Source organism: Brenneria sp. L4-2C (assembly GCF_040240335.1).
GTDB lineage: Bacteria > Pseudomonadota > Gammaproteobacteria > Enterobacterales > Enterobacteriaceae > Brenneria.
In genome coordinates this window covers 155,752-182,079 of record NZ_JBEIAC010000006.1, presented here as the reverse complement: position 1 = coordinate 182,079, position 26,328 = coordinate 155,752, and the positions used below count along the sequence as shown (strand labels likewise).

27 protein-coding genes and 2 pseudogenes are annotated in these 26,328 nt (G+C 51.4%); 7 read left to right on the top strand and 22 right to left on the bottom strand.

Annotation, left to right across the window (positions count from 1 at the left end):
• Positions 1–102 precede the first annotated feature (102 nt).
• Positions 103–606: a nuclear transport factor 2 family protein gene (locus ABRZ26_RS11710; protein ID WP_150437313.1), complete on the bottom strand. Its 504-nt coding sequence runs from the start codon at positions 604–606 to the stop codon at positions 103–105.
• A 352-nt stretch (positions 607–958) separates the two neighbouring features.
• On the opposite strand from ABRZ26_RS11710, the gene ABRZ26_RS11705 reads away from it, so the two are divergent.
• Positions 959–1,111 (top strand): transposase, encoded by a 153-nt coding sequence (locus ABRZ26_RS11705; protein ID WP_172290873.1) that lies wholly within the window; start codon positions 959–961, stop codon positions 1,109–1,111.
• Between the two features lie 185 nt (positions 1,112–1,296).
• Here the strand turns inward: ABRZ26_RS11705 and ABRZ26_RS11700 are convergent.
• Positions 1,297–2,111, bottom strand: a pseudogene (locus ABRZ26_RS11700) (IS110 family RNA-guided transposase).
• Between the two features lie 284 nt (positions 2,112–2,395).
• Between ABRZ26_RS11700 and ABRZ26_RS11695 the strand changes: the two are divergent.
• Positions 2,396–2,823, top strand: a pseudogene (locus ABRZ26_RS11695) (IS3 family transposase); the annotation flags it as partial.
• Positions 2,824–2,860: 37 nt separating this feature from the next.
• On the opposite strand, the gene ABRZ26_RS11690 reads toward ABRZ26_RS11695, so the two are convergent.
• On the bottom strand, positions 2,861–2,986 hold the full coding sequence (locus ABRZ26_RS11690) for a toprim domain-containing protein (RefSeq protein WP_223881673.1): 126 nt from the start codon (positions 2,984–2,986) through the stop codon (positions 2,861–2,863).
• 543 nt (positions 2,987–3,529) lie between these two features.
• Between ABRZ26_RS11690 and ABRZ26_RS11685 the strand changes: the two genes are divergently transcribed.
• Positions 3,530–3,784 (top strand): DNA polymerase III subunit theta, encoded by a 255-nt coding sequence (locus ABRZ26_RS11685; protein ID WP_370541769.1) that lies wholly within the window; start codon positions 3,530–3,532, stop codon positions 3,782–3,784.
• A gap of 70 nt (positions 3,785–3,854) precedes the next feature.
• Here ABRZ26_RS11685 and ABRZ26_RS11680 read toward each other — a convergent pair whose 3' ends face one another.
• The 6 genes from ABRZ26_RS11680 to ABRZ26_RS11655 form a co-directional block, all read right to left on the bottom strand.
• Positions 3,855–6,086, bottom strand: a complete 2,232-nt coding sequence (locus ABRZ26_RS11680; RefSeq protein WP_442878849.1) for a DEAD/DEAH box helicase family protein — start codon at positions 6,084–6,086, stop codon at positions 3,855–3,857.
• 155 nt (positions 6,087–6,241) lie between these two features.
• Positions 6,242–6,544 (bottom strand): hypothetical protein, encoded by a 303-nt coding sequence (locus tag ABRZ26_RS11675; protein ID WP_172290875.1) that lies wholly within the window; start codon positions 6,542–6,544, stop codon positions 6,242–6,244.
• A 34-nt stretch (positions 6,545–6,578) separates the two neighbouring features.
• The gene (locus tag ABRZ26_RS11670) at positions 6,579–7,682 is read right to left on the bottom strand and encodes a DUF6094 domain-containing protein (RefSeq protein WP_319604375.1); all 1,104 of its coding nucleotides are present in this window, start codon (positions 7,680–7,682) and stop codon (positions 6,579–6,581) included.
• A gap of 73 nt (positions 7,683–7,755) precedes the next feature.
• Positions 7,756–8,379, bottom strand: coding sequence for a hypothetical protein (locus ABRZ26_RS11665; RefSeq protein WP_150437318.1), 624 nt, complete (start codon positions 8,377–8,379; stop codon positions 7,756–7,758).
• Positions 8,380–8,457: 78 nt separating this feature from the next.
• Entirely contained in the window at positions 8,458–9,099 is a 642-nt protein-coding gene (locus ABRZ26_RS11660; RefSeq protein WP_150437319.1) for a DUF3275 family protein, read from the bottom strand.
• A gap of 67 nt (positions 9,100–9,166) precedes the next feature.
• Positions 9,167–9,580: a DUF3577 domain-containing protein gene (locus ABRZ26_RS11655; protein WP_172290877.1), complete on the bottom strand. Its 414-nt coding sequence runs from the start codon at positions 9,578–9,580 to the stop codon at positions 9,167–9,169.
• Between the two features lie 93 nt (positions 9,581–9,673).
• Here ABRZ26_RS11655 and ABRZ26_RS11650 point away from each other — a divergent pair, with 93 nt between their 5' ends.
• Positions 9,674–9,796 (top strand): hypothetical protein, encoded by a 123-nt coding sequence (locus ABRZ26_RS11650; protein WP_255556162.1) that lies wholly within the window; start codon positions 9,674–9,676, stop codon positions 9,794–9,796.
• Positions 9,797–9,902: 106 nt separating this feature from the next.
• Here ABRZ26_RS11650 and ABRZ26_RS11645 read toward each other — a convergent pair whose 3' ends face one another.
• The 10 genes from ABRZ26_RS11645 to ABRZ26_RS11600 all read right to left on the bottom strand — a co-directional run bounded on the left by ABRZ26_RS11645 (position 9,903) and on the right by ABRZ26_RS11600 (position 17,605).
• Positions 9,903–10,232: a DUF3085 domain-containing protein gene (locus ABRZ26_RS11645; protein ID WP_150437321.1), complete on the bottom strand. Its 330-nt coding sequence runs from the start codon at positions 10,230–10,232 to the stop codon at positions 9,903–9,905.
• A 148-nt stretch (positions 10,233–10,380) separates the two neighbouring features.
• Positions 10,381–10,740, bottom strand: a complete 360-nt coding sequence (locus ABRZ26_RS11640; RefSeq protein ID WP_172290878.1) for a DUF3085 domain-containing protein — start codon at positions 10,738–10,740, stop codon at positions 10,381–10,383.
• Between the two features lie 228 nt (positions 10,741–10,968).
• On the bottom strand, positions 10,969–11,976 hold the full coding sequence (locus ABRZ26_RS11635) for a phosphoadenosine phosphosulfate reductase domain-containing protein (RefSeq protein ID WP_172290879.1): 1,008 nt from the start codon (positions 11,974–11,976) through the stop codon (positions 10,969–10,971).
• Between the two features lie 121 nt (positions 11,977–12,097).
• Entirely contained in the window at positions 12,098–13,000 is a 903-nt protein-coding gene (gene ssb, locus ABRZ26_RS11630; protein ID WP_191091674.1) for a single-stranded DNA-binding protein, read from the bottom strand.
• A complete protein-coding gene (locus ABRZ26_RS11625; RefSeq protein ID WP_150437325.1) occupies positions 12,993–13,814 on the bottom strand; it encodes a PFL_4669 family integrating conjugative element protein in 822 nt (273 codons plus the stop codon). Before ABRZ26_RS11625 ends, ssb begins: the two co-directional genes overlap by 8 nt.
• 288 nt (positions 13,815–14,102) lie before the next feature.
• The gene (locus tag ABRZ26_RS11620) at positions 14,103–14,312 is read right to left on the bottom strand and encodes a TraR/DksA family transcriptional regulator (protein ID WP_150437326.1); all 210 of its coding nucleotides are present in this window, start codon (positions 14,310–14,312) and stop codon (positions 14,103–14,105) included.
• A complete protein-coding gene (locus tag ABRZ26_RS11615; RefSeq protein ID WP_150437327.1) occupies positions 14,302–14,886 on the bottom strand; it encodes a DUF2857 domain-containing protein in 585 nt (194 codons plus the stop codon). The genes ABRZ26_RS11620 and ABRZ26_RS11615 overlap by 11 nt, the downstream gene beginning before the upstream one ends.
• The gene (locus ABRZ26_RS11610) at positions 14,883–16,331 is read right to left on the bottom strand and encodes a ParB family protein (protein ID WP_150437328.1); all 1,449 of its coding nucleotides are present in this window, start codon (positions 16,329–16,331) and stop codon (positions 14,883–14,885) included. Before ABRZ26_RS11610 ends, ABRZ26_RS11615 begins: the two co-directional genes overlap by 4 nt.
• Positions 16,332–16,352: 21 nt before the next feature.
• Positions 16,353–16,538, bottom strand: a complete 186-nt coding sequence (locus tag ABRZ26_RS11605; protein ID WP_150437329.1) for an AlpA family transcriptional regulator — start codon at positions 16,536–16,538, stop codon at positions 16,353–16,355.
• Between the two features lie 131 nt (positions 16,539–16,669).
• Positions 16,670–17,605 carry a hypothetical protein gene (locus ABRZ26_RS11600; protein ID WP_319604374.1) on the bottom strand — a complete coding sequence of 312 codons (936 nt, stop codon included), beginning with the start codon at positions 17,603–17,605 and terminating at the stop codon, positions 16,670–16,672.
• Between the two features lie 688 nt (positions 17,606–18,293).
• On the opposite strand from ABRZ26_RS11600, the gene ABRZ26_RS11595 reads away from it, so the two are divergent.
• The gene (locus ABRZ26_RS11595; protein WP_150437331.1) at positions 18,294–19,094 is read left to right on the top strand and encodes a MipA/OmpV family protein; all 801 of its coding nucleotides are present in this window, start codon (positions 18,294–18,296) and stop codon (positions 19,092–19,094) included.
• Positions 19,095–19,223: 129 nt separating this feature from the next.
• Here ABRZ26_RS11595 and lepA read toward each other — a convergent pair whose 3' ends face one another.
• From lepA to ABRZ26_RS11580, 3 genes are all read right to left on the bottom strand, one after another.
• Positions 19,224–21,023 carry a translation elongation factor 4 gene (lepA, locus tag ABRZ26_RS11590; protein WP_172290883.1) on the bottom strand — a complete coding sequence of 600 codons (1,800 nt, stop codon included), beginning with the start codon at positions 21,021–21,023 and terminating at the stop codon, positions 19,224–19,226.
• A 188-nt stretch (positions 21,024–21,211) separates the two neighbouring features.
• On the bottom strand, positions 21,212–22,309 hold the full coding sequence (locus ABRZ26_RS11585; protein ID WP_150437333.1) for a metal-dependent hydrolase: 1,098 nt from the start codon (positions 22,307–22,309) through the stop codon (positions 21,212–21,214).
• A gap of 130 nt (positions 22,310–22,439) precedes the next feature.
• A complete protein-coding gene (locus ABRZ26_RS11580) occupies positions 22,440–23,390 on the bottom strand; it encodes a Gfo/Idh/MocA family protein (protein WP_253906973.1) in 951 nt (316 codons plus the stop codon).
• A gap of 340 nt (positions 23,391–23,730) precedes the next feature.
• Here ABRZ26_RS11580 and ABRZ26_RS11575 point away from each other — a divergent pair, with 340 nt between their 5' ends.
• Together ABRZ26_RS11575 and ABRZ26_RS11570 are read left to right on the top strand one after the other, a co-directional pair.
• Complete coding sequence (locus ABRZ26_RS11575) at positions 23,731–24,732, top strand: alpha/beta fold hydrolase (RefSeq protein ID WP_150437335.1); 1,002 nt, start codon at positions 23,731–23,733, stop codon at positions 24,730–24,732.
• Between the two features lie 354 nt (positions 24,733–25,086).
• Positions 25,087–26,328, top strand: a complete 1,242-nt coding sequence (locus ABRZ26_RS11570; protein WP_150437336.1) for an MFS transporter — start codon at positions 25,087–25,089, stop codon at positions 26,326–26,328.

The following is a 26,328-nucleotide window of genomic DNA, read 5'->3' as shown; positions in this document are numbered from 1 at the left end:
GATGGTTTTCCGCAATTTCCAGCGTTGAATAATATACTGCGCGATTATTTAAAATGATTATCCAGCGCTATTTCCGAGGAGACAATAACGCTTGTCCGTACATTAAAACATGCCGTTCTGGTTGGCACTGGTTTGCGGCACGGGCTGCACTACGTCCCAATGTTCTACAATCTTCCCGTTGTCAACGCGCAGGATATCGACAACAGCATTTCCAGTATCTTGCGGATCGTTTTTAGCGAAAACATGCAGATAGACCAGATCGCCGTCGGTCGAGGTGCGAATGATGTGGCTTTCAGCATTCGGATAACTTGCAAAATAGTCCCGGAGCGTGGTTATAAGCGCTTCCCGGCCTGTCGCGATGAACGGATTATGCTGGATGTAATCTTCGCTCAGATATTGATACGCCAGATCCACATTGTGGTTGATTAAAACGGCGGTATAAAACTCAATCACCAGCGCCCGGTTTTGTTCTTCCTGAGCCAGGTTTCTTTGACTGCTTTGCGTTAACTCCGTCGGGGCAGGTGACTGGGCTTGCCTCTGGGTACAGGCAGACAGCGACATCGTCAGGCAGAACACGCAAGCAATAACAATAAATCGTGGTTTCATCTTGTTCGCTCTCCAGTTCGACAAAAATATCGGCTTTCCTACCGGAATCATACCAGCATCGTGGCCAATTCCGTCGTATATATTTGGCGGCGTCTTCCTGTCAGGATAGAAAGCCAAGCCTGGTCAGATGGTTGACGGGGGAATGTACGTTTTCTTCATGGTGCGAAATTCGCCATGACCAGGTGTCCGAGGCCTACTTCGGTATAGATACGCCGTGGGGGCGCATAACCGGGAGGCTGGGCGGGACTCATCAATTCATCGATGGCGGCGTTGCGGCGCACACCTCGGTGTGATCTATCCTTGATTTAGCACCCATCTTGTTTTCAAATCAATTAACGAAAGCGAGGTCACTATGGCAAGACAACAATATACCCCGGATTTCAAGTGCAGCGTCGTGGCATTACTGTTCGAAAGCGGTAAATCCGTTGCGCGCATGGTACAGGAGTTCGATATCAAAGAGAACACATTCTACATCTATGGACTATCTCCGTTTTGCAAGTACTGAATCTAGTTTTGGGTTGTTGCTTACATCTATCCGGCATAAGGAAAGCCTGTGCCCAAATGGGTAATCCGCACACAATCTCCTCAACAACTGGACGGCCTCTAAGGCCAGTGTAAAAATCAGGTTCCGATTGTGCAGGTGCAACCTGTCACCATTTATCAGTACGCAGCAACTTTTCTGGCTGGGTATTAACTTCCGGCTGCTTGATATTCGGTATCATTTCTCAGCATCGACCAGATTATTCTCGCGTTCTTGTTAGCTAGTGCCACTGTCGTTTTATTAAACCCTCGCCGTTCCTTTACCCACTGATGCTGATAGCCATCATTGTTATTCTTGGCAACCCATGGCGCCATGAATAAAAAGTGTCCGTAAATGCTTGTCGTCTTTTTTAGTCATATTCATTAGCACTTGCCTGTCGCCACTTGAGTGCTGTCGAGGAACCAGACAAAGCCATGCGGCAAAGTGACGACCATTTTTAAATTCAGTTCCTTTGCCAATCGCGGCAACAACAGCCTTGGCCGTTTTAGGACCAATACCTTTAACTTTGGCAATGCGCTGACAGGCATCTGATTGCCTGAATACAGCATCGATTTCTTTATTAAAAAAGTTTATATGACGCCCAATATAGTTAAAGAGATCATAGAGTTCTGCAATTGTTCTGCGTATTCTTGTACTGAGTCCATTTTCTGCATCGTTGGATGCATCAGAGACACTGCTATGGCCCGTGTTTCATTACCGTCATTTTTTGCCCACGGATAAAGGGTTTTACATATGAAGGGTTGATGACCTTTACTTTATGCCCCAGTTTTTCAAACTCTCGCTGCCAGTAAAATGCCCCTGTGGATGCTTCAATGGCAATCAAACAGACCGGAATATTAGCCACCGTCTGGAGTAATTCTTTTCGGCCGATACGGTTTGAATAAACCGGCTTACCGACCTGGTTTAACCCGTAGAGCTGAAAGACATTTTTAGCCAGATCAATACCCGGAAATATGATATTCATGGTAACTCTCCTGCTGAACGTATTTCGTACAGTTAACCGCAATGGGGGAGGAGGTAGTCCATCCCATTGACTGGAAAAAAACGTTATCAGGATCAGAAGGATGTTGCTTTTTCTAATTCGCCCCACCTATCCGAACAGAAACGAGGAATTCGCCGTCTTATAAGCCAAAATTTCCGAACTGGAAGAGGATAAACCTATCCTGAAAAAAGTGGCGGTGTTCCTGGCGCGGGAAAGCTGCTGAGATACGCTATGGTCGCTCAGTTACCAGCTTTCCATGCCGCAACCTGTGGACGGCGGAAGGCTGGCTGTATCTGGCGGTGGTTATCGACCTGTATTCACAGCGGGTGATTGGGGAGCGATGTCGGAACTGATGAAAGCGGAACTGGTGTGTTATGTGCTGAAAATGGCGCTGTGGCTGTGGGAGATGCTGCGCGGAGTGATAGTGTACCCAGTACTGTTCCCATGACTATCAGGAAGTTATGAATGATAATGGTCTGACATGCAGCATGAGTGCTAAGGGGGGCGGCTATGACAACGCCTGTGCGGAAAGTTTTTTCCATAGTCTGAAAGTGGACGCTATCCACGGGGGAACAGTTCAACACGCGGGAGAAGATGAAATCGACGGTATTCGACTATATTAAGATTGATGACAACCGGCATCGGCGATATAGCCGCCAACGGCGTGCTAAGCCCGGTGCAATTTGAAAAGAAACCTCGCTTAAGGCGATGTCCACCGTTACTGGGCAAGATCACTGACTTGCATCCAGTATCTCGCGGGCGATCATTTCCCCTTCTCGGTCGGCGTCGGTGGCGATAACCATGGATGAGGATTTCTTCAGGAGTTTCTGGATGACGGTAAACTGTTTTTTTTGCATCTGCTTTCACCGCCAGTTTCCACTGAGCCGGAATGACTGGTAAATCTTCAAGCGCCCGTTTTTTATATTTGCATCATAACGTTCGGGTGGCTCCATCTCCAGCAGATGACCAAATCCTCAGGTGACGGCAATATTTTTGCCGGTGAGGCAGCCATTACCTTTTTGCGTCGCGCCGAGGATACGGGCGATATCACGGCCCTGGGACGGTTTTTCACATAAAAACAATTTCATCGTCGCTCCTGAAAAAAAGCGGGCATCAGGGGATGATGCCCGAACGGGCGGGGAACCCATGTATTACGGGAAGGAAAGTCGTGTCAGAGTAATAACGACAGGATGTGCGCTACAGGGGAAACTCAGTTTGGGATAGAGATGAAAAATGCCGGGAACGGTCTGCGCGAGTTTAGCGTCATCAACAGGCAATGGTTCCCGGCTCTGGCAGACAAATAGATAGGGTGTTATCAATCATGTTGGAGAGATTTCTCGACAGCAGAAGGTCATAATAAGCTCAGCAAACTTCCAGCAAAGGGGGACACCCTATGAGCAATAATTTCAATCTCGGGGGATTTATCTGCTGAGGCGCGCGACAAAATTAATGTCGATCTTGCTGCGAGCGGCGTCGCATACAAAGAGCGGTTGAATTTGCCTGTCATCCCGGCACTGGTCGAAGCGGAACAACCCGAGCAATACAGAGCCAATTTGCGCGAGCGATTACTGCACTACAGGGAGATCAGCAAAACGTTGCCTAAAGGTACAGATCTCGCCTATCAGAAAATGGCGGAGACCAACAATAAAACGTAATCACTGATTTCGACGCATGTATAAAAGAGAAAAAAAGAACCCTGCCGGAATGGCAGGGTTAGTGTGAGTATCAGGCAACCAGTTGTTTAGCTAAAGCAATTTCAACCGAATCACCGTCAGCGTTGAGAATATCCAGGCCGGACTCCGGCACATCGCCCGCGGTGCTTTGCGCTACGGCGATTTTTCGTGCCATCAGGTCGAGACAGGCGATTTGCGACGTCGCGGCATAGCCGAGATAAATCACTTTTACCGCCCGTTTCTGCCCGATGCGCCATGAGCGGCGCGCCGCCTGAAGCAGGGTATAGACGTTAAATCCGGTCTGCATAAACACGATGGTGGGAAACTCCAACAGGTCGAGCCCGGTTTTTACCAGCTCCGGGTTCGATACCAGCACGTCGATGCCCTTGTCTACCTGTTCAGCGACCCAGTCCTCCCGTTGCTCCGGGCTGACGGTGGCGCGCAACACGGCGACTTTTAGCCCGGCTTGCGTCAGCAGGGCTTTCAGCCGCGAGGTGGTATCGCGGGTGCCGCTGTAGGTGGAGTACGCCAGTACCTTACGGCCTGCGGCTTTCTCCGCCAGACAAAGAGCAATCAGTGCCTGCTCTTTGGGCGTCGCCTCCGTGGCATCGAACAGCGCGGGTACGAATGCCAGCGTGTCGCGGGTACGCGGATGTTTCACTACTTCCGGGCGGAAGCAACACTCCGGCCAGGCCAGCAGCACATTGAGCACCACGCCCAGCAGGGTGGTATCCCGCTTTGCCAGCGCCTGACGCAGCATCGTCGTCAGCGAGACGGACAGTTTCGTGTAAGCATCGCTTTGCGTCTCCGTCATCGCCACTTCCCGGAATTCTTCATGATAAGGCGGCAGCACGTCGCGGCCCAAATCACTCAGTTTCAGAAAAACGGTATAGGGCAGCAGGCAACGCAGCACGCCTTTTGGGCCGAATCCCGGCGCCTTGGATACCCGGACAGCGGTTTTTTTCCCTCTGGCGGTTTTATGCGCCTCACGGTTGTTTTCGGAGAGAACCTCCTTTAACACGCCGTGATCGTGCATAAACCGCATGCCGGCGGCGGTCAGGCTGCCGTTGCGGCCGGGGCGATAGCCTTCTTCCAGCATCCTCCGGGTCAATATGCGAAACAACAGATAAAAAATGTCGTCCGCATATCCCCCCATCAGCGTGCCGGTCAGCAGCAGGATTTTTCTGACGTGACTGGCCAGAACGCCCATCGCCTGTCCCTGTGCCGAACTTGCGCCCTTGTACTCATGCCCTTCGTCCACCACCATCAGGTCGAACGTGTTTTTCGGTAAATGGCGCTTGATGTATTCACTGGCCTGGTAATTTCCTTCGCCGAAGCCGAATTCAACATTGGCCATCGCACGCTCCATACGCTGAGCCTGCCGGTCGGAAAACACCAGTTCGCCGCTGTTGTCCATCAGGTTGATGAACTCGTAGAGGTTATCGCCGAGCATGGACGCCAGAAACGCGTCGCCAAAGGCATTTTTCAGTTTTCTGGCCGTCGCATCGCCAATGGTCGGGATGCGTTTCAACGCCTTATTCACCATCTGAGACTGTAAATCATCAGGCAGGGCATTCGGGCGCATCAGCGTCCACAGCGGCGTCTGGCAGTGCGAGCATTTGCGGGGTTTTTCTTCCTGTTGCAGGTGGTTTACTGCAAGCCAGTTGCCGTCCGTATCGGTAATGCGCTGACCGCAGTCGGGGCAAACGCCTAAGGGGATGCCCTGCCGGCGCCGTACCGCGCAGGCGGGTTTCCAGTGGTAGCCCATGCGCATCCGTACCCGGCCCAATATAAAAAACTCCGGGCCGGTAGCGGGAACGTGAAGCTGTTCGCGCAGCAACATCAGCTTGATGAGCGTATCCGGGCCGTTGAGCACCCAGATACGGGCATTTTCAATGGTCTCCAGTATTTCCCGCCGCCACTTGTAAACCAGATGCGGCGGCGAGAGCACCAGCGTGCGGCGGTAGCCTTCGCGGTACAGCACCGCCGCCGTGGCTATGGCTAGCAGCGTCTTCCCGCAACCCATTTCGCCATTGATGATGGCGGCATGTTCGTTGCGATCGACCAGCAGTTTTACCACCGCCTGTACGGTATCGGCCTGTGCCGGGAACGGGCGGCGTTTCAGCGCGTCCATGACGGCCTGCCTTTTCAGATCGGGCGTGCCGTCATAAACGGGGGGAAGGGACTGGTTCAGCGATGCCAGCAGGCTGTCGCCGAATTCGTCGATAAACTGGTTCAGTGGAAAAACAACGGGCGAAGTCGTTGAGGGAGAGGTCTCGGTCATGGTCATGTTCCTTGAAATAAAAAACATCGGGAATGTTTTTAACGCCGCTTGCGGCGGCCCGCAGGGTGGCCTACAGGGAGGTAGGCCATAAAAAACGGGACAGACCATTCCCCGTCGGGAACGCTGTCCCGTCAGAGTGAGTGAAGTGATAAAACTCAGGGGTGAACGGAAATCACGGTCTCGCTGCGATCGGCGCAGGTATTGATGACCACCATGCGGATGCCATTAAACGGGTGGAAATAACAGGACAGCAGGCTGTTGTCATATTCCAGCGCATAGTGATTGGTCAGGCGTAATTTTCGGGGAACGTCGCCCCAGTCGCCTGACGTATGACGGCGAAGCAGCCTTTGCAGGTTTTCCGTACTCAGTGCGTTTTTATCGTCATTGAGCAGAGCGTTGCCGCAGGGAAAGACGGTTTTGTGCGTGAAAGCCGGAAGGCTCAGTAATCGATGTGTCATGATGAAGTTCCTTAAACGTATTAATGGTGGCGGGTTAACGAATGGCGATCAGTTGTCCGAACGTTTCTGATCCCGGCGTCATATCCCAGGCGGAAATAGCCGGAATGAAACGATCCGTCATCGTGATGGTCTCGGTAATCTCACCCTCGTCGTTTTCAGTGAATTCGGTTTTACGGTCTTTCACTTTGTAGGTGTCGCCGCGAACAACCAGGGTGCGGCCCGATGGCGAGGTGATCACGCCGGTGATCGCGCCCGCGGCCAGCGCCAGTGCGAGATGCCAGCGGGAAAGTTGTTTTGCCGGTGGTCGTAGTGGCTGTGGCTGGAGGCAAAGCTCGGTGGAGAACGCAGGCCATAGCCCTTTCAGTTGGCTCATTTCCTCTTCGAGTTGAACGGGTTCGAGCGTGACGCGGTAAAAATGTTTCAGTGTCTGTCGGACGGTGGGGACGCGGTAGGGTACTGACCAGGCATCGGGCAGCGCCGGTGCGGTCTCCTCACCTTGCCCGACACGCAGCAGACGTCGCTGGAGTTGCTTTACGGCATTGGTATGTTGCTGATGCTGGCGGATCCGGCGGCCAAAAATCACCACCTGCTTAAACTGATCCGTGGCGGCGGAAAATAGCCGCACATCCGTAAAGCTGTTTGCCAGCCAGCCCGCGAATTCGCGATCGAGCGTGTAGTACGGGATTATCAGCACCAGAATGCCGCCATATTGCAGATTGCCCAGGGTGCGCTGATAAAACAGCTTTTCCAGCCGGGCGCGGCCTTTGTGGTCGGTTTCCTGTTTCCCATTGACCAGATCGCCGTAGGGTGGGTTAAGAAACAACAGCGAAAGGGCCTGTTGAGAGATAACCGTGTCCATCAGATCGCCGTGCAGTGACAGATCGGCCAGGGTGGCGCAGTGCGCGGCACGCTCTGCATCGTATTCCACGGTACAGGCCTGGACACGCTCTTCGTCCAGATGGCAGGCGATCTCCGTAATGGCGACGCCTTCGCCGGCGCAGGGATCCAGCAACCGGAGCGTACCGGTGGGACTATCCGGCGTCAGCGCGGTGAGAATACGCTCCAGCGTGGCCTCGTCGGTGGGGAAGTAGCCGTTGCGCACAAAATTGCGCGCCAGGCGGGGGAACATAAGCGCCATAGAGGGTTTCCTTGTGATAAGTGACATGTTGATAAGGAGCGTACCCGGCAGGGAAGGTACGCTCGTGGCGTCATCAGGCCGCGAGAGGCGGGGCGGATGATAAAGGCGAGTCGGATGAAGTCCGCAGTTCCCCTCGTGAAATGGCCTGACTCATCAGTTCAGTCAACAGGGGGATATCGACGGACAACCGCCAGCCGGACAGGCCGCCATAGCCGCCGGGCAGCGGGGCGAGCATCTGTGAGGTTTGCAGGATGTCCAGCACGATAGTCTGCCAGTGGTCCAGGAGCGGCACTGAGCAGGTTTCCCGAAGCAGCGCCCAGGCGCGCTGGCGCCACAGAGGATCGTCTTTGGCGGTCAATAAAATGGCCTGATGGTTAGCTCTGTCGGGGATCCGGCAGCGTTTATCGAATAACCAGAGATGCACCAGCGTGCCGAAGCGTGTCTGGCCGTGTCGTGACGTCCGCTTGTCCAGATTATCGGTATTGCCGGGAAACAGCGTATGTTCATGAAGGGCGACATCGGTCAGCGTCAACTGCGTCAACGCCTCTTCATTTTTGAGCGTCATCCGCGCCAGCAGTTCCTGAATCGCGGTATCGCGTCCCCAGACGGACAGGAACGCCAGTGAACGCCGTTCGTCGCAGACGTAAGCGTCAGCCATGATGTGGGGACATTCGTTAAGTCGTAGCAGAGATGCCATGGGAAAACCCTCCTTTCGGTTGTTAACAGGGTTTTCCCCAGTCGGGAAAACCCGACAGTGGGTGAGATAATGCGGAAATTACGACGTGGTTTCTTCTGCGGGAACAGCCGTTTTAATAAAATGCTGCTCCTGAGCCCTGAAATCGTAGCCGAGCCGGGACAGCCGAGCCTTCTGCTGGCGCAGCACCTGCCGGGGGGCGGTGGCATCGAGTTTAACGATGTCGCCCAGCGGCCAGAGCGGGCCAAACAGTTTCTGGTCATCGTCTTCCTGCTCCGCCGACGTCGGCACCACGAATTGCGGGCGTCTGGCGGCGGTGTTTTCTGCTGGCGTCGGTTCGATTGCTTTTCCCGCGGGCGTTTCCGGTTGCGGCGACTGCGCAGGCTCTTCTTCATCCAGCGGATCGTTAACTGGCGGAGTGAGTTTCTGTTCGTCGCCGGGCGTCAGCGCCTCATCGGTGGCAATATTCATGGCATCAAGGCGAACGCGCATTTCAAAACCGGAGTTTGCGCCGTAGCTCCATGAATGCAGGTAAATTTTGCCGATCACAAACTGGCCTTCATAAATACCGGCGGTATATTGCTCCAGTTCGCGGTTTTTAACGGAAAAGCTGCCGATGGCGGTTTCCAGCAGGCCAACGTTAAAATCGCCGTTTCGCCCGTGAATGGTTCTGACCACCAGTTTCCCGGCAACCATCACCGGGGCGGTTGAGGTGTTGTTCATAGTCAGTCCTGATAGTGGTTAATGGGGAGAATAAAACGTTATTCTCCCGATAGGGTTGGTGAAGGGATCAGGCGGCGGCGGGTTGGCTTTCTTCAGCGTTTTCCCGGTAGACTTCAAAGCCGTCAATCTTGATGGTGGTGATTTTGATCAGACGGCCTTTAATCGAGCAGCCTGACTGGCCGCTTTTCGCGCCTGACTGGTAGGTGAAAACTTCAGGGTAAATATCGCCGACAGTAAAAGCGATAAGCACCTTCTGTTTTTTACTCAGCGCATCCTGGCAACTTCCCAGCAGGGAGGCGGCTTTTTCGTTATAGACTCGAACGTCAATATAACTGTATTCAGGGGAGTCCTTCGTACCGCGCAGGGCGGCAATGGTGCATGCCATAAACGGATCACCGCGTTTGGGCGTCACGGTGCGCAGACGGTTGACATAGCCAATGCCTCGGGTATGCAGATCAAAATATTTGTTTTCGGTGGTCATGGTCTGTCTCCATAAATATAGATATGGGAGACAGCCCCGCTGGGGAGTTGTCTCCCGGCGGGGGTAAGGATATGAGTGAAGGATGACGACGATATGCTTGCAGGCATATTGCTCATTTTCAGTCGTATTGAGCATCAGGCGAGCATCACCAGAGGTGGACAGCTTGCAGCTCTGCTGTACGGGCCATCGCAGGGATGGGTAAAGCAGGCACAGTAAACAACGGCAGAGATTATTCGGGAAGAAAAAACTGTTTTTCGAAATGAAAAATTAAATGCCGCATAAAAAAGCCTCGCTGAATAATAGCGAGGCAATGAACTTTTAATTATTTTAATGCGGTGATGGCGATTTCTTTATCAGAAAAAGAGACTGCAATATCGCTGCGGTCATTAATGGCGGACTGTAATGCGCTGTGCTGTGCGGATATCTCTTCGACGCGATCATTTTCGCCGCATAGCGTATTTAAGCGCTCACGCCATTCATCGGACTCCTGCCTGTCAGGGCTGAATCCTTCGGCATAACACAGTGTAATCCCGCGTATTGGCATCATATAAAGTCCCTGATCTTTTACCAGAAGGACTGAACAGTTATATTTTATTGCATCCTGAATGACGGGAATAAGCGTTTCAGATTTGAAGATGATGTTTTCTTTCATGAAGAATTCCTTATGAATAAGATGGAATGTGTTTGTGACGGTAAGCCAAATAAGGGGAGCGCCTGTTTAAACCGCATCAGGCGTACAGGGGAGAATTAAACAGTATGAAGTTCCCTCTGCCGTTGTGTTGACAGAGGGATGTCGTATATCATTTTTTACGTGCTTTTAACTCAAATTGCGTGTCGGTGAACGTCACGACAAGATGACTTCGGTTATCTGTCACGGCTGAGAATACGGAGCTGTTTATATCAATAAATTCTCCGAAGTCATCTCCGCCGCAGATAGCGTTTAATTCATCGTACCATTGGTCAAATTCCTGTATGTCGGGATTAAATCCCTCTGCATAGCACAATGTTTTTTGTCTTCCTGTGCCTGTGTCTCTCTCGCCTTTTTCAGCCATCATATAAAGACCATGATCTTTTACCAGAATAATACGGCATTTGTTTTTTCTGGCCTCCTGAATAACCGGGCTGAGTGTTTCTGATTTAAAAATGACGCTTCTTTTCATGGTGATTTCCTTCATAAATTAAATGGAGTGTGTTTACGGCAACGATGCAAATTAATTGCACCGCCTGTTTTCAGTTGCATCAGGCGTAGGGGATGAACATCGTATTGCTACGGGTAACTTCCAGTTCGCGTTACCGGGCGCCATAAGGCGATGTTGCCGGGAAATTAAACCGGCGAAGCAGAAAAATCGACAGAAGAAACCCTATTCAGGCAGGCGTAAATTATTCACTTATTCGCAGATCCCGGTGTAAATACTGTGGCAGGGTTTACCATCATTTAATGCGGCAATATCATCAAACAGCTTTCCGCCGTGTTTTGAAAACGCCCAGCCGCGGTATGTCTGGATACCGTGGCTGTCGAGGCTGATTTTATAGGTATCTTTTTCCGCTTTTCCCGGATCGCGGGTGGAAGGGAAAAAGGTCGAGTTGCCGCGCGTGGAGCAGGCTGCGACAATCCGCTCCCACTGCGCTACGCGTTCGATCTGTTCCGGAAAACGGCGGAAAATCACGCCCAATTCTTTTTTTCGAGCATGGATACAGGGCATGCAGCCCACTCGTGCGCACCCCAGTTGGTAGAGCGGATTCGGCGGAATGCCGTGACGTCTTGCCAACGAAAATACGTCCTCATGCGTCCAGTGCAGTAAAGGACGATAGACGTGCAAGCCCATTTTATTGCCCACATCCTGTTCCAGTTCTGGCAGTCTGGCGCGGAATGCGGATTCCTGGGCGCGCACGCCTTGCCAGCTAATCACATCGTCATACCGGGCCAGCAATGGGGTGATTATTTGCTCGTCAATGGGGCGATGCTTCAGTTCAAATGTGCAAAACCGGGCGCAGGTGCTGGGAAAGCGGCCTTTCAGAATACATAAATCAAGGAAGGGAATATGACGCGGATACATTTCTGCCAGGGCATAGTGAATACGTTGTTCCGCTTCCTGCGGCGTAAAATGATATTTTTCAACCAGCTTTTGCGGCCAGATTTGCTGAATATAATGGCGCTTGTTGATGATACGTTGCCGAAAATCAGCCCTGACGCGCATCACGACGCCCAATTTTTGCTCCAGCACAGAGAGATAGTCATAAGTATAAGGATGTTCATGACCCGTATCGGCAAAAACGACGGTCGCGTTTATGCCCTGTTCGCGAGCCAATAACCACAATGCCAGCGAATCTTTGCCGCCCGATAAGCTGATAACATGCCGGACTGAATCTGTTGGAAAATTTTTATGTGATTGCATGTAGGTGACCTCATGGAGACGAATGAGATCGGTTAATTAACCGCTGCGAACCGGCACGGTCTCGTATCAATTCAATACGGTAAAAAAAGAATGACGCCCGTCAGGGCGTCACCAGAGCGAGTTACTCGTTATTTTCCGTTTCAGGAGAGGATCCCGGTTCTTTGTCTGTATCAGGTTTACTGCTCAGCATGTGCAGCGTGCCGTTAATATCGATAACCACCTCGGTGGACAGCCGCTCCGCGCCCAGGTTGTCCTGCCATTTTCTGACTTGTAACCGTCCTTCCAGATACACCTGCGTTCCTTTTTTCAGGTGTTTTGCCGCGATTTCCGCCAGTTTGTTGTACACTACAATCCGGTGCCATTGGGTGCGTTCTTTGGTTTCCCCGGTTTCCTTGTCTTTCCAGATATCCCCGGTGGCGATCGAAAAAACGGTGACTGGCTGCTTATCCGCTGTATAACGCACCTCCGGATCCTGTCCCAGAAAACCGATCAGGCAGACTTTATTCAATCCACGTTGGGCCATATTGATTATCCTCGTATTGATATGTTGCAGGGGAGGCTGACGCCGATAGCGCGGCTGAACGGGCGTCAGCCATTTTGAGGGAGCATTCACGGATCTGGCACAGCAGAAGGTGGTTATCGACATCTGCATGTTGAAGAGGATCCGAGCCTGTTCGATCGCCAGCAGCGCGTCCCTGATTTGCGGCGGTTGTGAGGCGTCCTGTAGCAGCGCGCGCCATGCCGGTGTGCCGGAGCGATTGTTCTGCTGATTGCGCCAGCGCAGAAAATTTGCACCAGAGCGGGCTGGCCCACGGCATAACAGCAAGGGTAAGTTTCGTAACGGCCAGCGCCAGGCACGGTGAATGATCCGCGTCTGTAGCTGGTGCAGGGTCGCCGCCGCGTCTGCCGCAGATTGCGCTGATAATTGCGGCTCCCTTACCCTTAAAAGGCCTTTTAGACAGCTTTCGTAAGCAAACCAGTCCTCGCGGGTCAGCGCCTGGTATATGGAGGCTGGATCAGTCATCGTCGTCTCCGGGCTCTGTCGCAGTAACCGTCGATACGTCAAGGTCTGGCCCATCGGCGGAAGGTTCATCTGGCGCAGAGGCCGGAATATCAGCCACAGGTTCAGGTCTATCCTCTGAGGCAAACCGGAGCGGTGGCGCATAGGCCGAGCGTCGGGAGCCCTTAAAGATATCGTCCGGCACGGGACCGGCTAATTCTTCCGCCGCCTGTGCGCGGGCATTGCCGTCACGGATATCCTGCCGGGTAACGGGAATACGCCGGTATTTCTGGGCCAGCACAAAAATACTGCGGATCAGGTTGCCGCCGCGCTGACGAATGTCGTTGAGCTCCACGCGGTTAATCAGCGCCATGTGATTCGCCAGCATCAGGTTGCGCATCAGCTTGTCGAAATCGGTCAGCAGATAGACGGCAATAAACCCTAACTGGGAAGCGGCAAACACCGGGAACCGCGCAGGCTGGATACTGAGGCAGCTTTCAACGGTCATCATTTCCGGGATCTGGGCGAATACGGCGTCCATACTGCCGATTAATGCGTTCATTTCCTCCCGAGCGGACAGTAACCGTTCTTCCAGCCTCAGCATCCAGATATCGGCATAGGGGTTGTCGGTGATGGCATCCAGGCGGAGGATATTCATGATATTAAGGAAACGCGGCATCCCGATGATGCCGTGGACATCTTCTTCCGGGTTTGCCTGGCGCCCCTGCCACAGCTGGGTCGCCAAATGGGTGTGCAGTTCAATGGTGATGGCGCTGCGTAACGGGCCGCTGGTGAGACGGTAATTATCCCGGCTGCTTTGCTGTTCGTTTTCGTTCATGAGAGGCTCCTGCAAATGAAGGAGCGGACAGGGTGTTACAGTTTATTCTAGGGTGATATTGCAAAACCAATTATAAAAATGAAGGAAATGGGCTGGCTGGTTTGATAGGCTATAATTTTGACTTTCTTATTATTGATAGGAAACGGTCTAAAAATATTCTGCCAGAATATTTTTAGACCGTTTCCGTTTGAAAGTGAGATATTAATCGGTAAAAACTATGTCTATCGATTGCACTGATAAGAAAAACACGCAGAGAAAGAAACTCCCCGCCTTTGGGTCGTCTTATTCTTAGCGCAGCTGGCGCTCAAGCTTTGCCTGGCAATCAATACACGTTGTTACGCCGGGCAATGTCCCACGCCGTTTGTCTGGAATGCGTTCACCGCATAGCCGGCAGTAAGACAATGATGGCGTTGCAGCAGGTCTGAAACGGTTTTTTTCGATAAGCTTTTCCAACTGCTGCTCATTGAGTTCCTGATCGCGATCGATTTCATCTGGCATGTGATTTCCTCCTGTCCGATGCTTCTTTTTCGCAAAGCGTGATGCGGTTCCAGACCACGGTGAGCGACGGGCCCTCATCTTGTGATGAGAGTTCTTCGGTAACTTGCATCATGATGTCCAGCGCGTTGAGCGAGTCGATGTTTTCCGGGCGTCGTTTTTGCCAACGAACCCAGATTTCAGCATCGGTATCTTCATCCGGGATTTGCGTCCGGCCCTGAGAAATAGATATACCTAGCAACCGGCGTCGGGCGCTGATTTCATTAGACGACAGGCCAAAATACTGGTTCAGAAGCTCAATTGAACCGCCCAGACAGATGGCCCGGTTAATCTGTTGTTGCAGGAGTACCTCCTGACGGGACTGAGCCAGGATCTGGCGTAGAACTTCGTGTTGGATCGTGACATTCATAAACTGCGCGGACGCCCGGCTGACAATGAACAGCTCGTCTAGGGATAACTGATTGATGGCGTTCATTTCGTCGTAAGTGAAACCCAGCGCTTCGCAGTAGCGAATGTTGCCTTCTTTCAGCGCATGCAGTACGTCAGTCAATACCGCGTAGTTCAGTGACGGGATCATGATGATGCCTCCTCCCGTTGTTTCTCATGCAGGCGGCGCAGCAGACGGATCAACTGGAAAATATTTATGACCACATCGTCGCCAAATCCGGCTGACGTCATCGCGGAGCCCAGTAATAAATGCTGCCACAGTGACGCGGCTCCCCCCATTTTTTGCGCCAGAAAAGACAGAAGTTGCCAGTAGGTACGAGCCTCATTCGACAACGGGCTGTCTGGCTCTGCCAAATCAAAGCCGTTTTCCTGCGAGGGTTGTATCAGATGTTCCAGACCGGCTTTTGCCGCCAGCCCCCATGCCGTTTGTTCGGCAAGCGATGGCAGATTTTCGGTAGTGTCAAAGACAGGCTCGATATCCCATCCAGCCTCCGGGCGTTCCAGGGGCGATATCTCCGCCGGATCAGTATCGGTGATATTCCCGCTTTCGCTTTCCTGTTCCTCTTTCCCTGCAGCATGGGGCTTGACAGAAGGGGCGGATCCGGGTTTTGCGTGAGAATCATAAAAAGGTTCGTCATTTTGTTCCGGTACTTCGTCCGCCGTATTTCGGGGTGTTGAGAGGACCGTTCTGACCTCTGGTTGATAACGGCGTTGCTCGTTGATCTCAGGGAGTGTTGGGGTTGGTGATCCCAATAGCGCTTGGCGTTTCTGAGCCCCGGCATCGGTGATCAATGCCACGGCATTGTAATCGATCTCCAGCGCCTGGCTGATAAGTCCCGTTAGTTCGTCCCGAATACCGTCATACGAGAAACCCGCCAGCGGGCCATTAAAGGGGATAAGAGCCATAGCGAAGACATCATTAAAGTCAGGTTTGCCAGCGACAGATTGATACTGGGTATCCCAGAATTTTGATGTGCAGGCGCGCAGCATTAACAACCTTTCAATGGTGGTTTTAGGCAGGCCGCTGTACAGCAAATCCGGAATATGAGGCAGGAGATAGTTAATCGTCGCTGTCATTCTGCTGTATACCGACTGGTGGATTGCATAGCCGGCCTGATCAAGTTTCTGGAGTAATTCTGTTTGGGACATCGCGCCATAGAGCGACAGGCAAATATCAGCCGCTTTTTGTACGGCCAGGGATTTTTCAATAAATGTCAGCGAACCGCGCAGATCATTCTCGACCAGATGACCGAGCAGACAGTGTAAATTACCGCGCTCTACAGGACCGGACAGCCATTTGTGGAACAGGCAGGTGATATCCCAGAATACTTTATCCTGCGTCTCCAGCCAGAGTTCATTCAGAATAGACAGTCGGGTATTCCCGCCATTGAATACAATATAATGGCTTTCGCCTGGTCGTTGGGTGATTTTCGGAGGATGGTCGAGCCCGCGGTTTTTAATTGATGTCTTGATTTCCTCATAATAGGGATTCCGGATAATTCTGGGATCGAGTTCAAAGGCCCTGAGTTGGTCCAGTTTCACGGATAAAAGGGTACCTTGATTATCTTTCATCATCCTTTTCCTCTGAAAAAATGATTAACGGTTGGCTAATTTAATATTGATCCATTCATCAATTTCAGATTCGAGCCAGGCTACGCTGGCCGGACCTATTTTGACCGAATGAGGAAAGTTGCCGCTTTTCATATACAGATATATTTGCGAGCGTTTTAAACCGGTTTTTTCTTCAACCTGCTTTAGTCGTAATAGCTGATGTGATGTCATAGTATCCTCCTGTGGCAGAAATGGGTTATGTCCGGAAATGACACGACAACACAAACAGGAGCAGGGATAAAGTTAATGAACCCGTATTAAGGATTGGAAAACCCTTAATACGGGGTTCAGTCAAATAATGCTTATCTTGATGATGTTGATACCCCAAGGAAAGATGGTGAGCCACGCTCAAGAGCAGTTTTTAGTGTCTCGCCGCTTAGACGATCCGTTATACCGTCGGCTAATGCCCATTGTTCAAAGATGGACAGCAGCTTGTAAGGCTGGTTAACCAATGGACTGATGGCCTCATTATGCTTGCAGGAGAGCCAGAACAAGCGCGATAGCGGGGTGGATATCCGTGTTGTAGAAGTTGATATAGTTTTATTTTTCGCCAGTATCTGGATTAATTTTTCAAGCTCAGTATGGCGGAGAACGAAACAGGCATCTAGAGGTAGGGCGTGGAGCGGAAAGTGTTCTTTTCGACAATATTTATTTATGTTGTGAAAGATAATGCGATCGTGAATTTGGGGGGCGATGTTTTTAGGTAGTAGTTTTATTTGTTTTTTCATCCTTTCTTGCCATGTGGTTTCTTCAAATACCTGAAATATTTCTCCTGAAATGATAGTGGAAAAACCGTAGTTTATTGTGTTTTTCTCTGTCATCGGCGATGGAATACTCAACGATTGAGCTAGTAAATGTTGTATTAAAATATATTCGTATCCTATTAATGGTGTGTCAAGGATTTTGTTTTTAGAAAGAAAGTACTCTCCCTCAGTGTCGATAATTAAATCTCTTTTATTAATGAAGCAATCTTTTTCAAGCAAGCAAAGTCTATGGGTAAGTTTGTTTTCTGCTTTTTTTAATTTTACTTTGTTATTTAAGGTTTTTACTTTTCTTAACCTAACAGGAGACTGAAAATAAATGGAGAGGTGTATTTTCCCACATAAGGCATCTCGATAAATATCTCTTTTTTTTATTTTTATATTCGTCGATAGAGTAGCTATTTTGACTGCTTCTCTTATTGTAACCCAGTCAGGTATTCTACTCATTGAATAAAATGGTTTGTCGTGTTTTTTCATAATGCTTCTCCTTCTATATTACGAGGCTAACTGTTTTGATAGTCATCAATTCCCTGTTGTTTAATGATGTTAGAATGTATTTTTTTCTAGAAAAATAATTAAACTGAGTGAAAAATTGTCTTGTTGACGGTAGTTTTCTTTAATTGGATAACAGCTGATTCGTTGGAATATCAACATGGTAATGTATTATACGTTCACGTTATCAGTGAGTATTTTCTAACGAGGATTTAGGAGTTTAATTTCATATATAATAATTGGTTATGTTGATTTTTTGCATTTTTTCCTGTTAGAGCTTCCCTCTCGATTGCTGCGTATTGACAACAATGAAACGAAACAGTATCGTTTCGTTATTGTTGATCTATCTCATACTGTATGTAAATAACAATGTGACGATCTGTACGAAGGTGCGTTACCGGTGAATTGATTTCATCCTGTCTGAGGCGCTTTGGCTAGGCGGAATATGCCCTCCCGTAACGGAGCGATCTGATGTATTTTTTGTGCTAAATATCATGATGTTAGGTTGATCTTAAGTGCGTGGTGCAGCCTGTTGAGTGTTCGCTCGAACGGGTTCACAAAGAGGGGGCGGGTCACTACAGCACGAATGATGGATGTGTTTTTCTGGCTCCAGGGACGATTCAAGATTGACGGCCCTTGAGCTTCCTCACTTACGTTAAAAAAGGACTATGCAATGAAGCACCCCACCGATTCTTTCAGATTGACCAGCTGTTCCGTATCGGCGGCATTGGCGATGTTTACCGTTTCGCTGTCCTGGGCGCCGATGGCGGCTGCGCAAACTGCCAAGCCCGACGGAGATGGATCTTCAACATGGGCATTAGGCGCGGGCGTTGCCGTTGTTCAGAAGCCTTATCGCGATATTGATACTGATGTTGTTCCCTTACCGCTATTTTCGTACGAAAACAGATGGATTAGCGCTTCTGTTCCAAAGCTGGACTTAAAACTCCTTTCCAATGAATCCGTTACCCTGAGCCTGAGGGCCAGATACGCCGGGGACGGCTATGATGCGGACGACTCCCCGTTCCTTGCCGGCATGGATGATCGCAAGGGCAGTATATGGGCAGGGGGGGCAATGATGTGGAAGACGGGCATCGTCGATCTTTCGGCGGAAGTTCTCGGCGACGTTTCCGGCAATAGCAAGGGCTCTCGTGCAAAATTGCAGGCGGAGCGGCGTTTTTCCTCCGGCGCTTTTGGCATAACGCCGAGGTTGGGCGTTGCGTGGGTGGATAGCAAATTCGTTGATTACTATTATGGCGTGAGGCGTTCAGAAGCGCGTCCAAACCGCGGTTTTTATGAGGGGGAGTCTGCCACCAATGTTGAGGCGGGGGTGCGCATGGATTACACTCTGGCGCGGCGTCACACCTTGTTTCTTGATGCGAGCGCCACCCGGTTCGGCAGCGCCATCAAAGATAGCCCGTTAGTCGACAGTTCAAGCCAAACGATGGTGAGCGTCGGTTATCTCTATCGTTTTTAATCAAACTTGATTTATCGCTCATGGCGGGCCGTCGCCGTGAGTCTCTTCCTGAGAGCGGTTGACAAATACGCCCTGTCTATACAGGGCGATCTGTGTGCTTCGGCCGCCGTATCCGGCGGCGATGGATAATCAGCCGTCAATCGCCAAAATCGCCATAAACGCCTCGCGTGGGATTTCCCGTTTTGAAAACCCGATGTTGTGTTTCTTATTTTCGCGTTGCTTGCGAATGAGCCGTTTTTTCTGCGAGAGGCTGCCCTGAAATCCTTGTGCCAGCGCGCTTTTGCGCAACGGTGGGATATCTTCCCGCGCGATGAAGCGGTTTTCCACTTTTGCTTGCACCGGCACCGGATACAGCTTGCGCGGGATGACGTACTTCAGCGTTTTCACGATTTCGGACGCCCGCGCCCAGGCTTTTTGTCGGGCGATGATAAAAGAAAAGGCGTCCACCAGTTGGTTATCGAGATAAATATCGCAACGCACCAGATCGGCGCGGCGATAGCCTGAGAGTTCGTAATCCAGCGTGGCGTAGCCCTGGGTGAGGGATTTGAGCGTATCAAAAAAGCCGAAAACCATCTCATTAAGCGGGATCGCCCAGGTCAGACGCACGGCGCCGCCGTCCAGATAGCGCATATCCACAAACTCGCCGCGCCGGGAGGCGCAGAATTCCATCATGGCGCCCACATAGGTATCCGGGGTATGAATGGTGCTGACGACATAAGGCTCTTCGACGTAATTCAGCACGTCTTCGCCCGGAAAATGAGCCGGATTATCGACGCTCAGGCATTGGCCGTTATGTAACCAGACGCGATATTCAACGCTTGGCGCGGTGGCAATCACCGAGATGCCGTATTCCCGCTTCAGGCGCTCGCGGACGATATCCATGTGCAGCATCCCCAGAAAACCACAGCGGAAGCCCGCGCCCAGCGAGGCGGAGACTTCCGGTTCAATGTGCAGCGCCGCATCATTAAGAGACAGTTTATCCATGGCGTTGCGCAATCCTTTCAGATCGTCATCCGCATCGGGATAAAGCCCGGAAAACACCATCGGTTTCATCTCCTGATAGCGGGAAACCGCTTCGGTTGCGGGATTCGCCGCCAGCGTCAGGGTATCGCCGACGCGGATCGCGCCCGCATCTTTAATTCCGGCGGCGATATAGCCCACTTCTCCGGTATCCAGTTTTTCACACGGCTGGCGTGCGGGTAGGAAAGCCCCGGTTTCAGTGACCTCAAAGCGAAAACCGGATGACATGAAACAGAGAGCATCGCCGGTGTTGATGCTGCCGTCCACGATACGCACATGCATGATGGCGCCGTGATAAGGATCGTAATGGGAGTCAAACACCAACGCCCGGAGCGAGGTGTGCGATTCGCCGAGCGGGGAGGGGAAATGCCGAGCGACGAACGCAAGCACGGCGGCCACACCTTCCCCGGTTTTTGCCGATACCGGCAACACCGTGCTGATATCCAGGCCGGGAATGTCGGCCAGTTGCTGCATCACGCCGGCGATATCGGCTTGCGGACTATCAATTTTGTTCAGGACCGGCAGTAGGGTCAGGCCATGTCGTCGAGCCAGATTGAGATTGGCGATGGTCTGAGCCTGAACGCCTTGCGCGGCGTCAACCAGCAGTATCGCGCCTTCGCAGGCGGCCAGGCTGCGCGAAACTTCCGCGGAAAAATCGACGTGTCCCGGCGTATCCACTAGATTGAATTGATACTGGCGGCCCTCATCGCTCTGATAGCGCATACGCACCGTTTGCAGTTTGATGGTGATGCCGCGTTCACGCTCAATATCCATGGAGTCGAGCAGCAGTTCCCGCATGTCCCGCCGGGCCACGGTAGAGGTGAGTTCAATAAAACGATCGGCCAGCGTGGATTTACCGTGGTCGATATGGGCGATAATGCAAAAATTGCGAATGGAGGAAAATGACATGGGAATGGCCTTTTACATCACTGTTCCGCTTATCAACCAGCACGGTTAATCAAGCGAACAAAAAAATCCCACTGAAGATTGACTCAGTGAACGCATAATCAAAACGATGTAAAAGTAGATAGCCGGGGCGGATGATAACGCATTTCACTTTTGCCGCGCAAGCGCGCGGCAAAAGTGAACGCCGACGGTTATGACGATGCCGGCTTGCCGACCGGCATGGCGAGATCGCAGGTGTGCGCCGCGGATGTCTCTGCATAGGGCGCCGACCAGGCGGACAGCGGCAAAGGCGGTTGCTGATGAAAAATACGTTTCATCATCAGCTTCAATTCCGTCAGGCTGGGCATGCCGCTTGACCAGGCGGAGGGAACCACGGTGACCCACTTCCCATCGGCGGCGCATTCGGCCATTTTGAAACGAAAGGTGTACTGCCCGGCAATCCCCATTCGTAAGTCGCTGACGACCAACGCGTTACCGATGATGTCGTAACGCAGCCAGTCATTGGTAAACCAGCGCAGCCTGTCGTGCAGCGGTACGCCGTTTACGATGTGCGCGATATCGGGATGAAGCGGAAGACGAATCCATTCTGGTGGTCTATCGTCAAACCAACTGCTTACGGATTCGTAGTAGTGGCCGTCCGGGGTTTTGGCGATGACGCGCCATATCAGAGCATTGAACGGCATGGACACGGCGCGTAATTCCGTCACCGCGATCCCCTGATTGCGCATGGCATGGGAAACCCGCTGTTCAGCCAGCATGCGTCCGCCCATCCCAAAAGCAAGGTAGGCGGTACTGAGCGCCAGCGCGACGGATAATATACGGATACTGCGGGTATTAAGTCCTTTTCGCGCGGCGAAAACCACGGCAGCCAGCAACGGTAGGGTGTAGGCGGGGTCAATGATGAAAACCGCCGACCAGCTTTCAGGCACGGCGGGAAACGGCCAGAAGAGCCGGGTGCCGTAGACGGTAAACGCATCCAGCAGCGGGTGGGTGATAAGGACCAGCCATAAGGTGAAAAACAGACGTCCACGGCGATAGGGCGCATCGGGCCAACGCCGCCGAATCAGCCAGGTCAGCAATCCCGCCAGTCCGGTCAGCACAAAAAGGGAATGCGTAAAACCGCGGTGATAGGTCATCGCCGACACCGGATCGGCATAAGGGATGAGTACATCCAGATCCGGCAGGGTTGCAAGCGCGGCTCCGTAGAACAGGGCGCGCCGTCCCTGCGTCCGCCCCAGCAGACTGCCTTGTATTGCGCCTCCCAACAGAGCCTGTGTGACGGAATCCATGGTGATGATCCTTGCTTTTATCCAGTGGTTATTGTCCGGCGATACGCGCCGAATGAACATGGGCGGCATAGCCTATTGCCCGTCGTTTCGCCGTCGGGCTGACGGCGCCCGCCGCGCGTTCATTCTTTCATCATGGCGTCATTCTGGATGACTCAAGGATACGCACAGCTTGCATACTGATATCAAGCATAGTGTTTGCCGCCGCCGTGTCGTTGTCATTGATGATTTCATTGAATTTTTTAAATTCATAAAAGTGCCGGTGTTTTCCCTGATTAAAGTCCAGCTCTTCTGATGCGCCGTCATTCCGGTTTATTGTGAATTTTGTCATGCTATTGAGCGGCGTTCTAATAACGATATTTCCGGTTGTGCCCTGAATGGTATTGATTATCGGGGCTTTGCAATCCTTTGCGCCAATGCTTGATACTTTGAAACCCGGATAATCAAGAGAAAGTATCCCGCTGGTATCCACGCCCTTCTCTATATTCGCCGAGTAGCTGAATGTCTTCGGCGAACCGAAAAGTCCAATGATGGCGTGGATATTATAGATGTTGAGATCCATCAAGGCGCCGCCATATTTTTCCTTGTCGAACGCAGGGTGGATAATTCCTTTTTTGAAGTCGTCATAACGGGACGAATACTGGCTATAATTAAGTTGAACGATTTTTATATCGCCAATGTCGTTGATTTTATTTTTGAGGTCGGCATAGGCCGGGAGATAGTGAATATTCATGGCCTCAAGAATGATTAAGTTATTGTTCTTCGCCAGTTCATACAAGGAGTAAAGCTCGGCAAGGTGCGGAACAATGGGTTTTTCGATAATAATGTGCTTGCCTTTTTCGAGGGCTTTTTTGGCGAATGTATAATGTAAATGATTGGGCAATGCTATATACACGGCATCGCAGTCGCTTGCCAGCAATAAATCGTAATCGGTAAATACGTTGCGAATACCGTATGTTTGGCTCAATGCCTCGCCCTTGCTCTGGGAGTGTTCTGTGGCAAGAATGGCATCCAGAGTCAGGTCGAGTTCTTTGAGGACGGGTAAAAGCTCCTTGACAATCATACCAGTACCAACAATTGACATTTTCATATGTTCTTCGTGTTACCTCTCGATATGGCCGTTTTGCCGTTGTCTTCTTTTTACCCGAAGTTCGGCGTGGAGTAAATTTCAATGACGCCCGGCTTGCGACCGGACACTTTCGCCTATAGCCAAAAATAACCGGCCCAGCGCCGTCAATGTTCTCGCTTGCGGGCACCGAAGAACCATCGATGGATATGGCCGACATGATTTAAAATATATTGTTTCCAATGTTGATGCTTTTTAGTTGTTTATCAATCCAGCGGATTTAACTAAGCTTTTCTGTCGATCTTCAAACTACTGTCCCCGTGCATCCGGCCGGATAACACCTGCAAGGTAAAACGTTATGCGTCATATCATCAAAATAGTCAGCGTTATGTTATTAATGGCTTCCGCCTGTTCTGTCCATGCCGCCGATGTGGTAACGGCGCTTGGCCGGGATTTTACTTTTCCGAACAAAATTGAAGGATTACCGCAAAAATTGTCGGATTTCAAGGGATTACAGATAAACACATTTACCACCAGTGACGGCGTCAAGCTGAGCTACTGGGAAGCGGGAGCAGGCGATCCCCTGATTTTTATTCCCGGCTGGTCGGGGAACGGGGCGGAGTATGTCAATATTATGTCTCTGCTCAGTAAGCAATATCACGTTTATGTGCTTGACCCACGGAATCAGGGGTTGTCGCAAAATGTGGAGTACGGCAACCGATTGTCGCGTTACGGCGCCGATCTTAAAGAGTTTACCGACCATATCGGCGCAAAATCCGTGAACCTTTGCGGCTGGTCGATGGGGGCGTCGGTCATCTGGTCGTATATCGATCTTTTCGGAACAAAAAATATCAACAAGCTGATTTTTATTGACGAACCGATTTCTATCTACACCCATTCGGACTGGTCGGAAAAAGAGCGTCTGGAAGCCGGCGGAATGACGACCTCGCCGGAACGCATGATTGCGGCATTTACCCAGGGCGCGGCGACCAATAATCAGATTGTGGATATGGCCGCAATGGAACGTTACGCGGCGATGGACTCGAAATATTTTCAAAATTCAGAGGCGCTTGCGCGTGAATTCATAAAAAACGATCCCAAATTTCTCTCGCTGGTGCTTTTTGACCATGCAACAAACGACTGGCGTGACGTGATCCGCCATAAAATTAATGTGCCGACCGCTATTTTCACTGGCGATTACAGCCATAACGTTCCCAGTCAGCAATGGATGCATTCCGTTATTCCGGGATCGGAATTGTTTGTCTACACGAAAGAACAACAAGGGGATCACTTCCTGGCGTTCAAAAATCCGCTGCGTTTTACCCAGGATGTCGTGACTTTCCTTAATAAATCGAAGTGAAACGCGCTTACGATGCCGGCGCAACGGAATTGCGCCGGCCGTAAGCGCCCCGGCGGCCGGTTCCAGGCGCTGGACAGCAGCCGGAGCGCGTTCTATTGGGACCGCCGCCGGCGTTTATCCAAAATCCTGATTTCTCCGGCCGACGCGTTCCTTCCAACCAGACGACGCCTTTATCCCTTATAACCCTTTTCCGTGATGCCCATAGAGGCGACGCGTTGTCGCCTTGCCTACCGCCAGGTTTTATCGTGACTGCTATCCCAAATTTGAACAGGGATGGTGTAACCTTAAAAGTAATCGATTACATTTTAGTTGTGTTTTTTTGTAATCGATTACTTTTACCTGGTGAGGCTGAAAATGATGTCAACAACGGGAAGTAGTGAAAGGGCGGGCGCGCAGCATCGGTTTATTGTGCCGCGGTTATCGCTGATGATGTTTCTGCAATTTTTTATATGGGGAAGCTGGTCGGTAACGTTGGGGCTGGTGATGACGCAGCACAATATGTCATTGCTGATTGGCGACGCGTTTTCCGCCGGACCGATAGCCTCTATCCTGTCGCCGTTTGTGCTGGGAATGCTGGTTGACCGCTTCTTCCCGTCGCAAAAAGTGATGGCGGTCATGCATGTGGCCGGCGCGGCCATTCTGTGGTTCGTGCCGCAGGCGCTGATCAGCGAAAACGGCACGCTGCTGATCGCGTTGTTGTTCGGCTATACGCTTTGTTATATGCCGACGCTGGCATTAACCAACAACATCGCCTTTCACAGCCTGAAGGATATTGATAAAACCTTTCCTGTGGTGCGGGTATTCGGCACTATCGGCTGGATCGTCGCCGGCATTTTTATCGGCGTGACCGGTATTTCCTCAACGGTGCATATTTTCTCATTGGCGGCGATATGTTCTATGGTGCTGGCGGTTTATAGCCTGACGTTGCCGCATACGCCGGCGCCGGCCAAAGGCTTGCCCGTGGCGTTGCGCGATCTGCTCTGTGCCGATGCGTTTGCCTTACTGAAAAACCGGCATTTCTTTATCTTCGCGCTGTGCGCCACGCTGATTTCCATTCCTCTCGGTACATACTACGCCTATACAGCCTCTTATCTTGCCGATGCGGGGGTGCAAGACGTCAGTACCGCCATGTCTTTCGGCCAGATGTCTGAAATTTTCTTCATGCTGGTGATCCCGCTGTTGTTCAGACGGCTGGGGGTGAAATACATGCTGTTTATCGGGATGTTCGCCTGGTTTGTTCGCTACGCGTTCTTTGCGCTGGGAGTGAGTGAAGAAGGCCGCTGGCTGCTGTATATCGGTATTCTGTTGCATGGCGTCTGTTATGACTTCTTCTTCGTCGTCGGTTTTATCTACACCGAGCGTGTGGCCGGGGACAAAGTCAAGGGGCAGGCGCAGAGCATGATCGTCATGTTTACCTACGGGATTGGGATGTTGCTGGGGTCGCAGATTTCCGGCGCGTTGTACAACGCATTGGTGGCCGGTCAGACGGTGCCGCAGGCATGGGTGACGTTCTGGTGGATCCCGGCGGTTGCCGCAGCGGTTATCGCGCTTATTTTCCTCTTTTCGTTCAAATATGACGAGAAAGAGAGGGTTTGA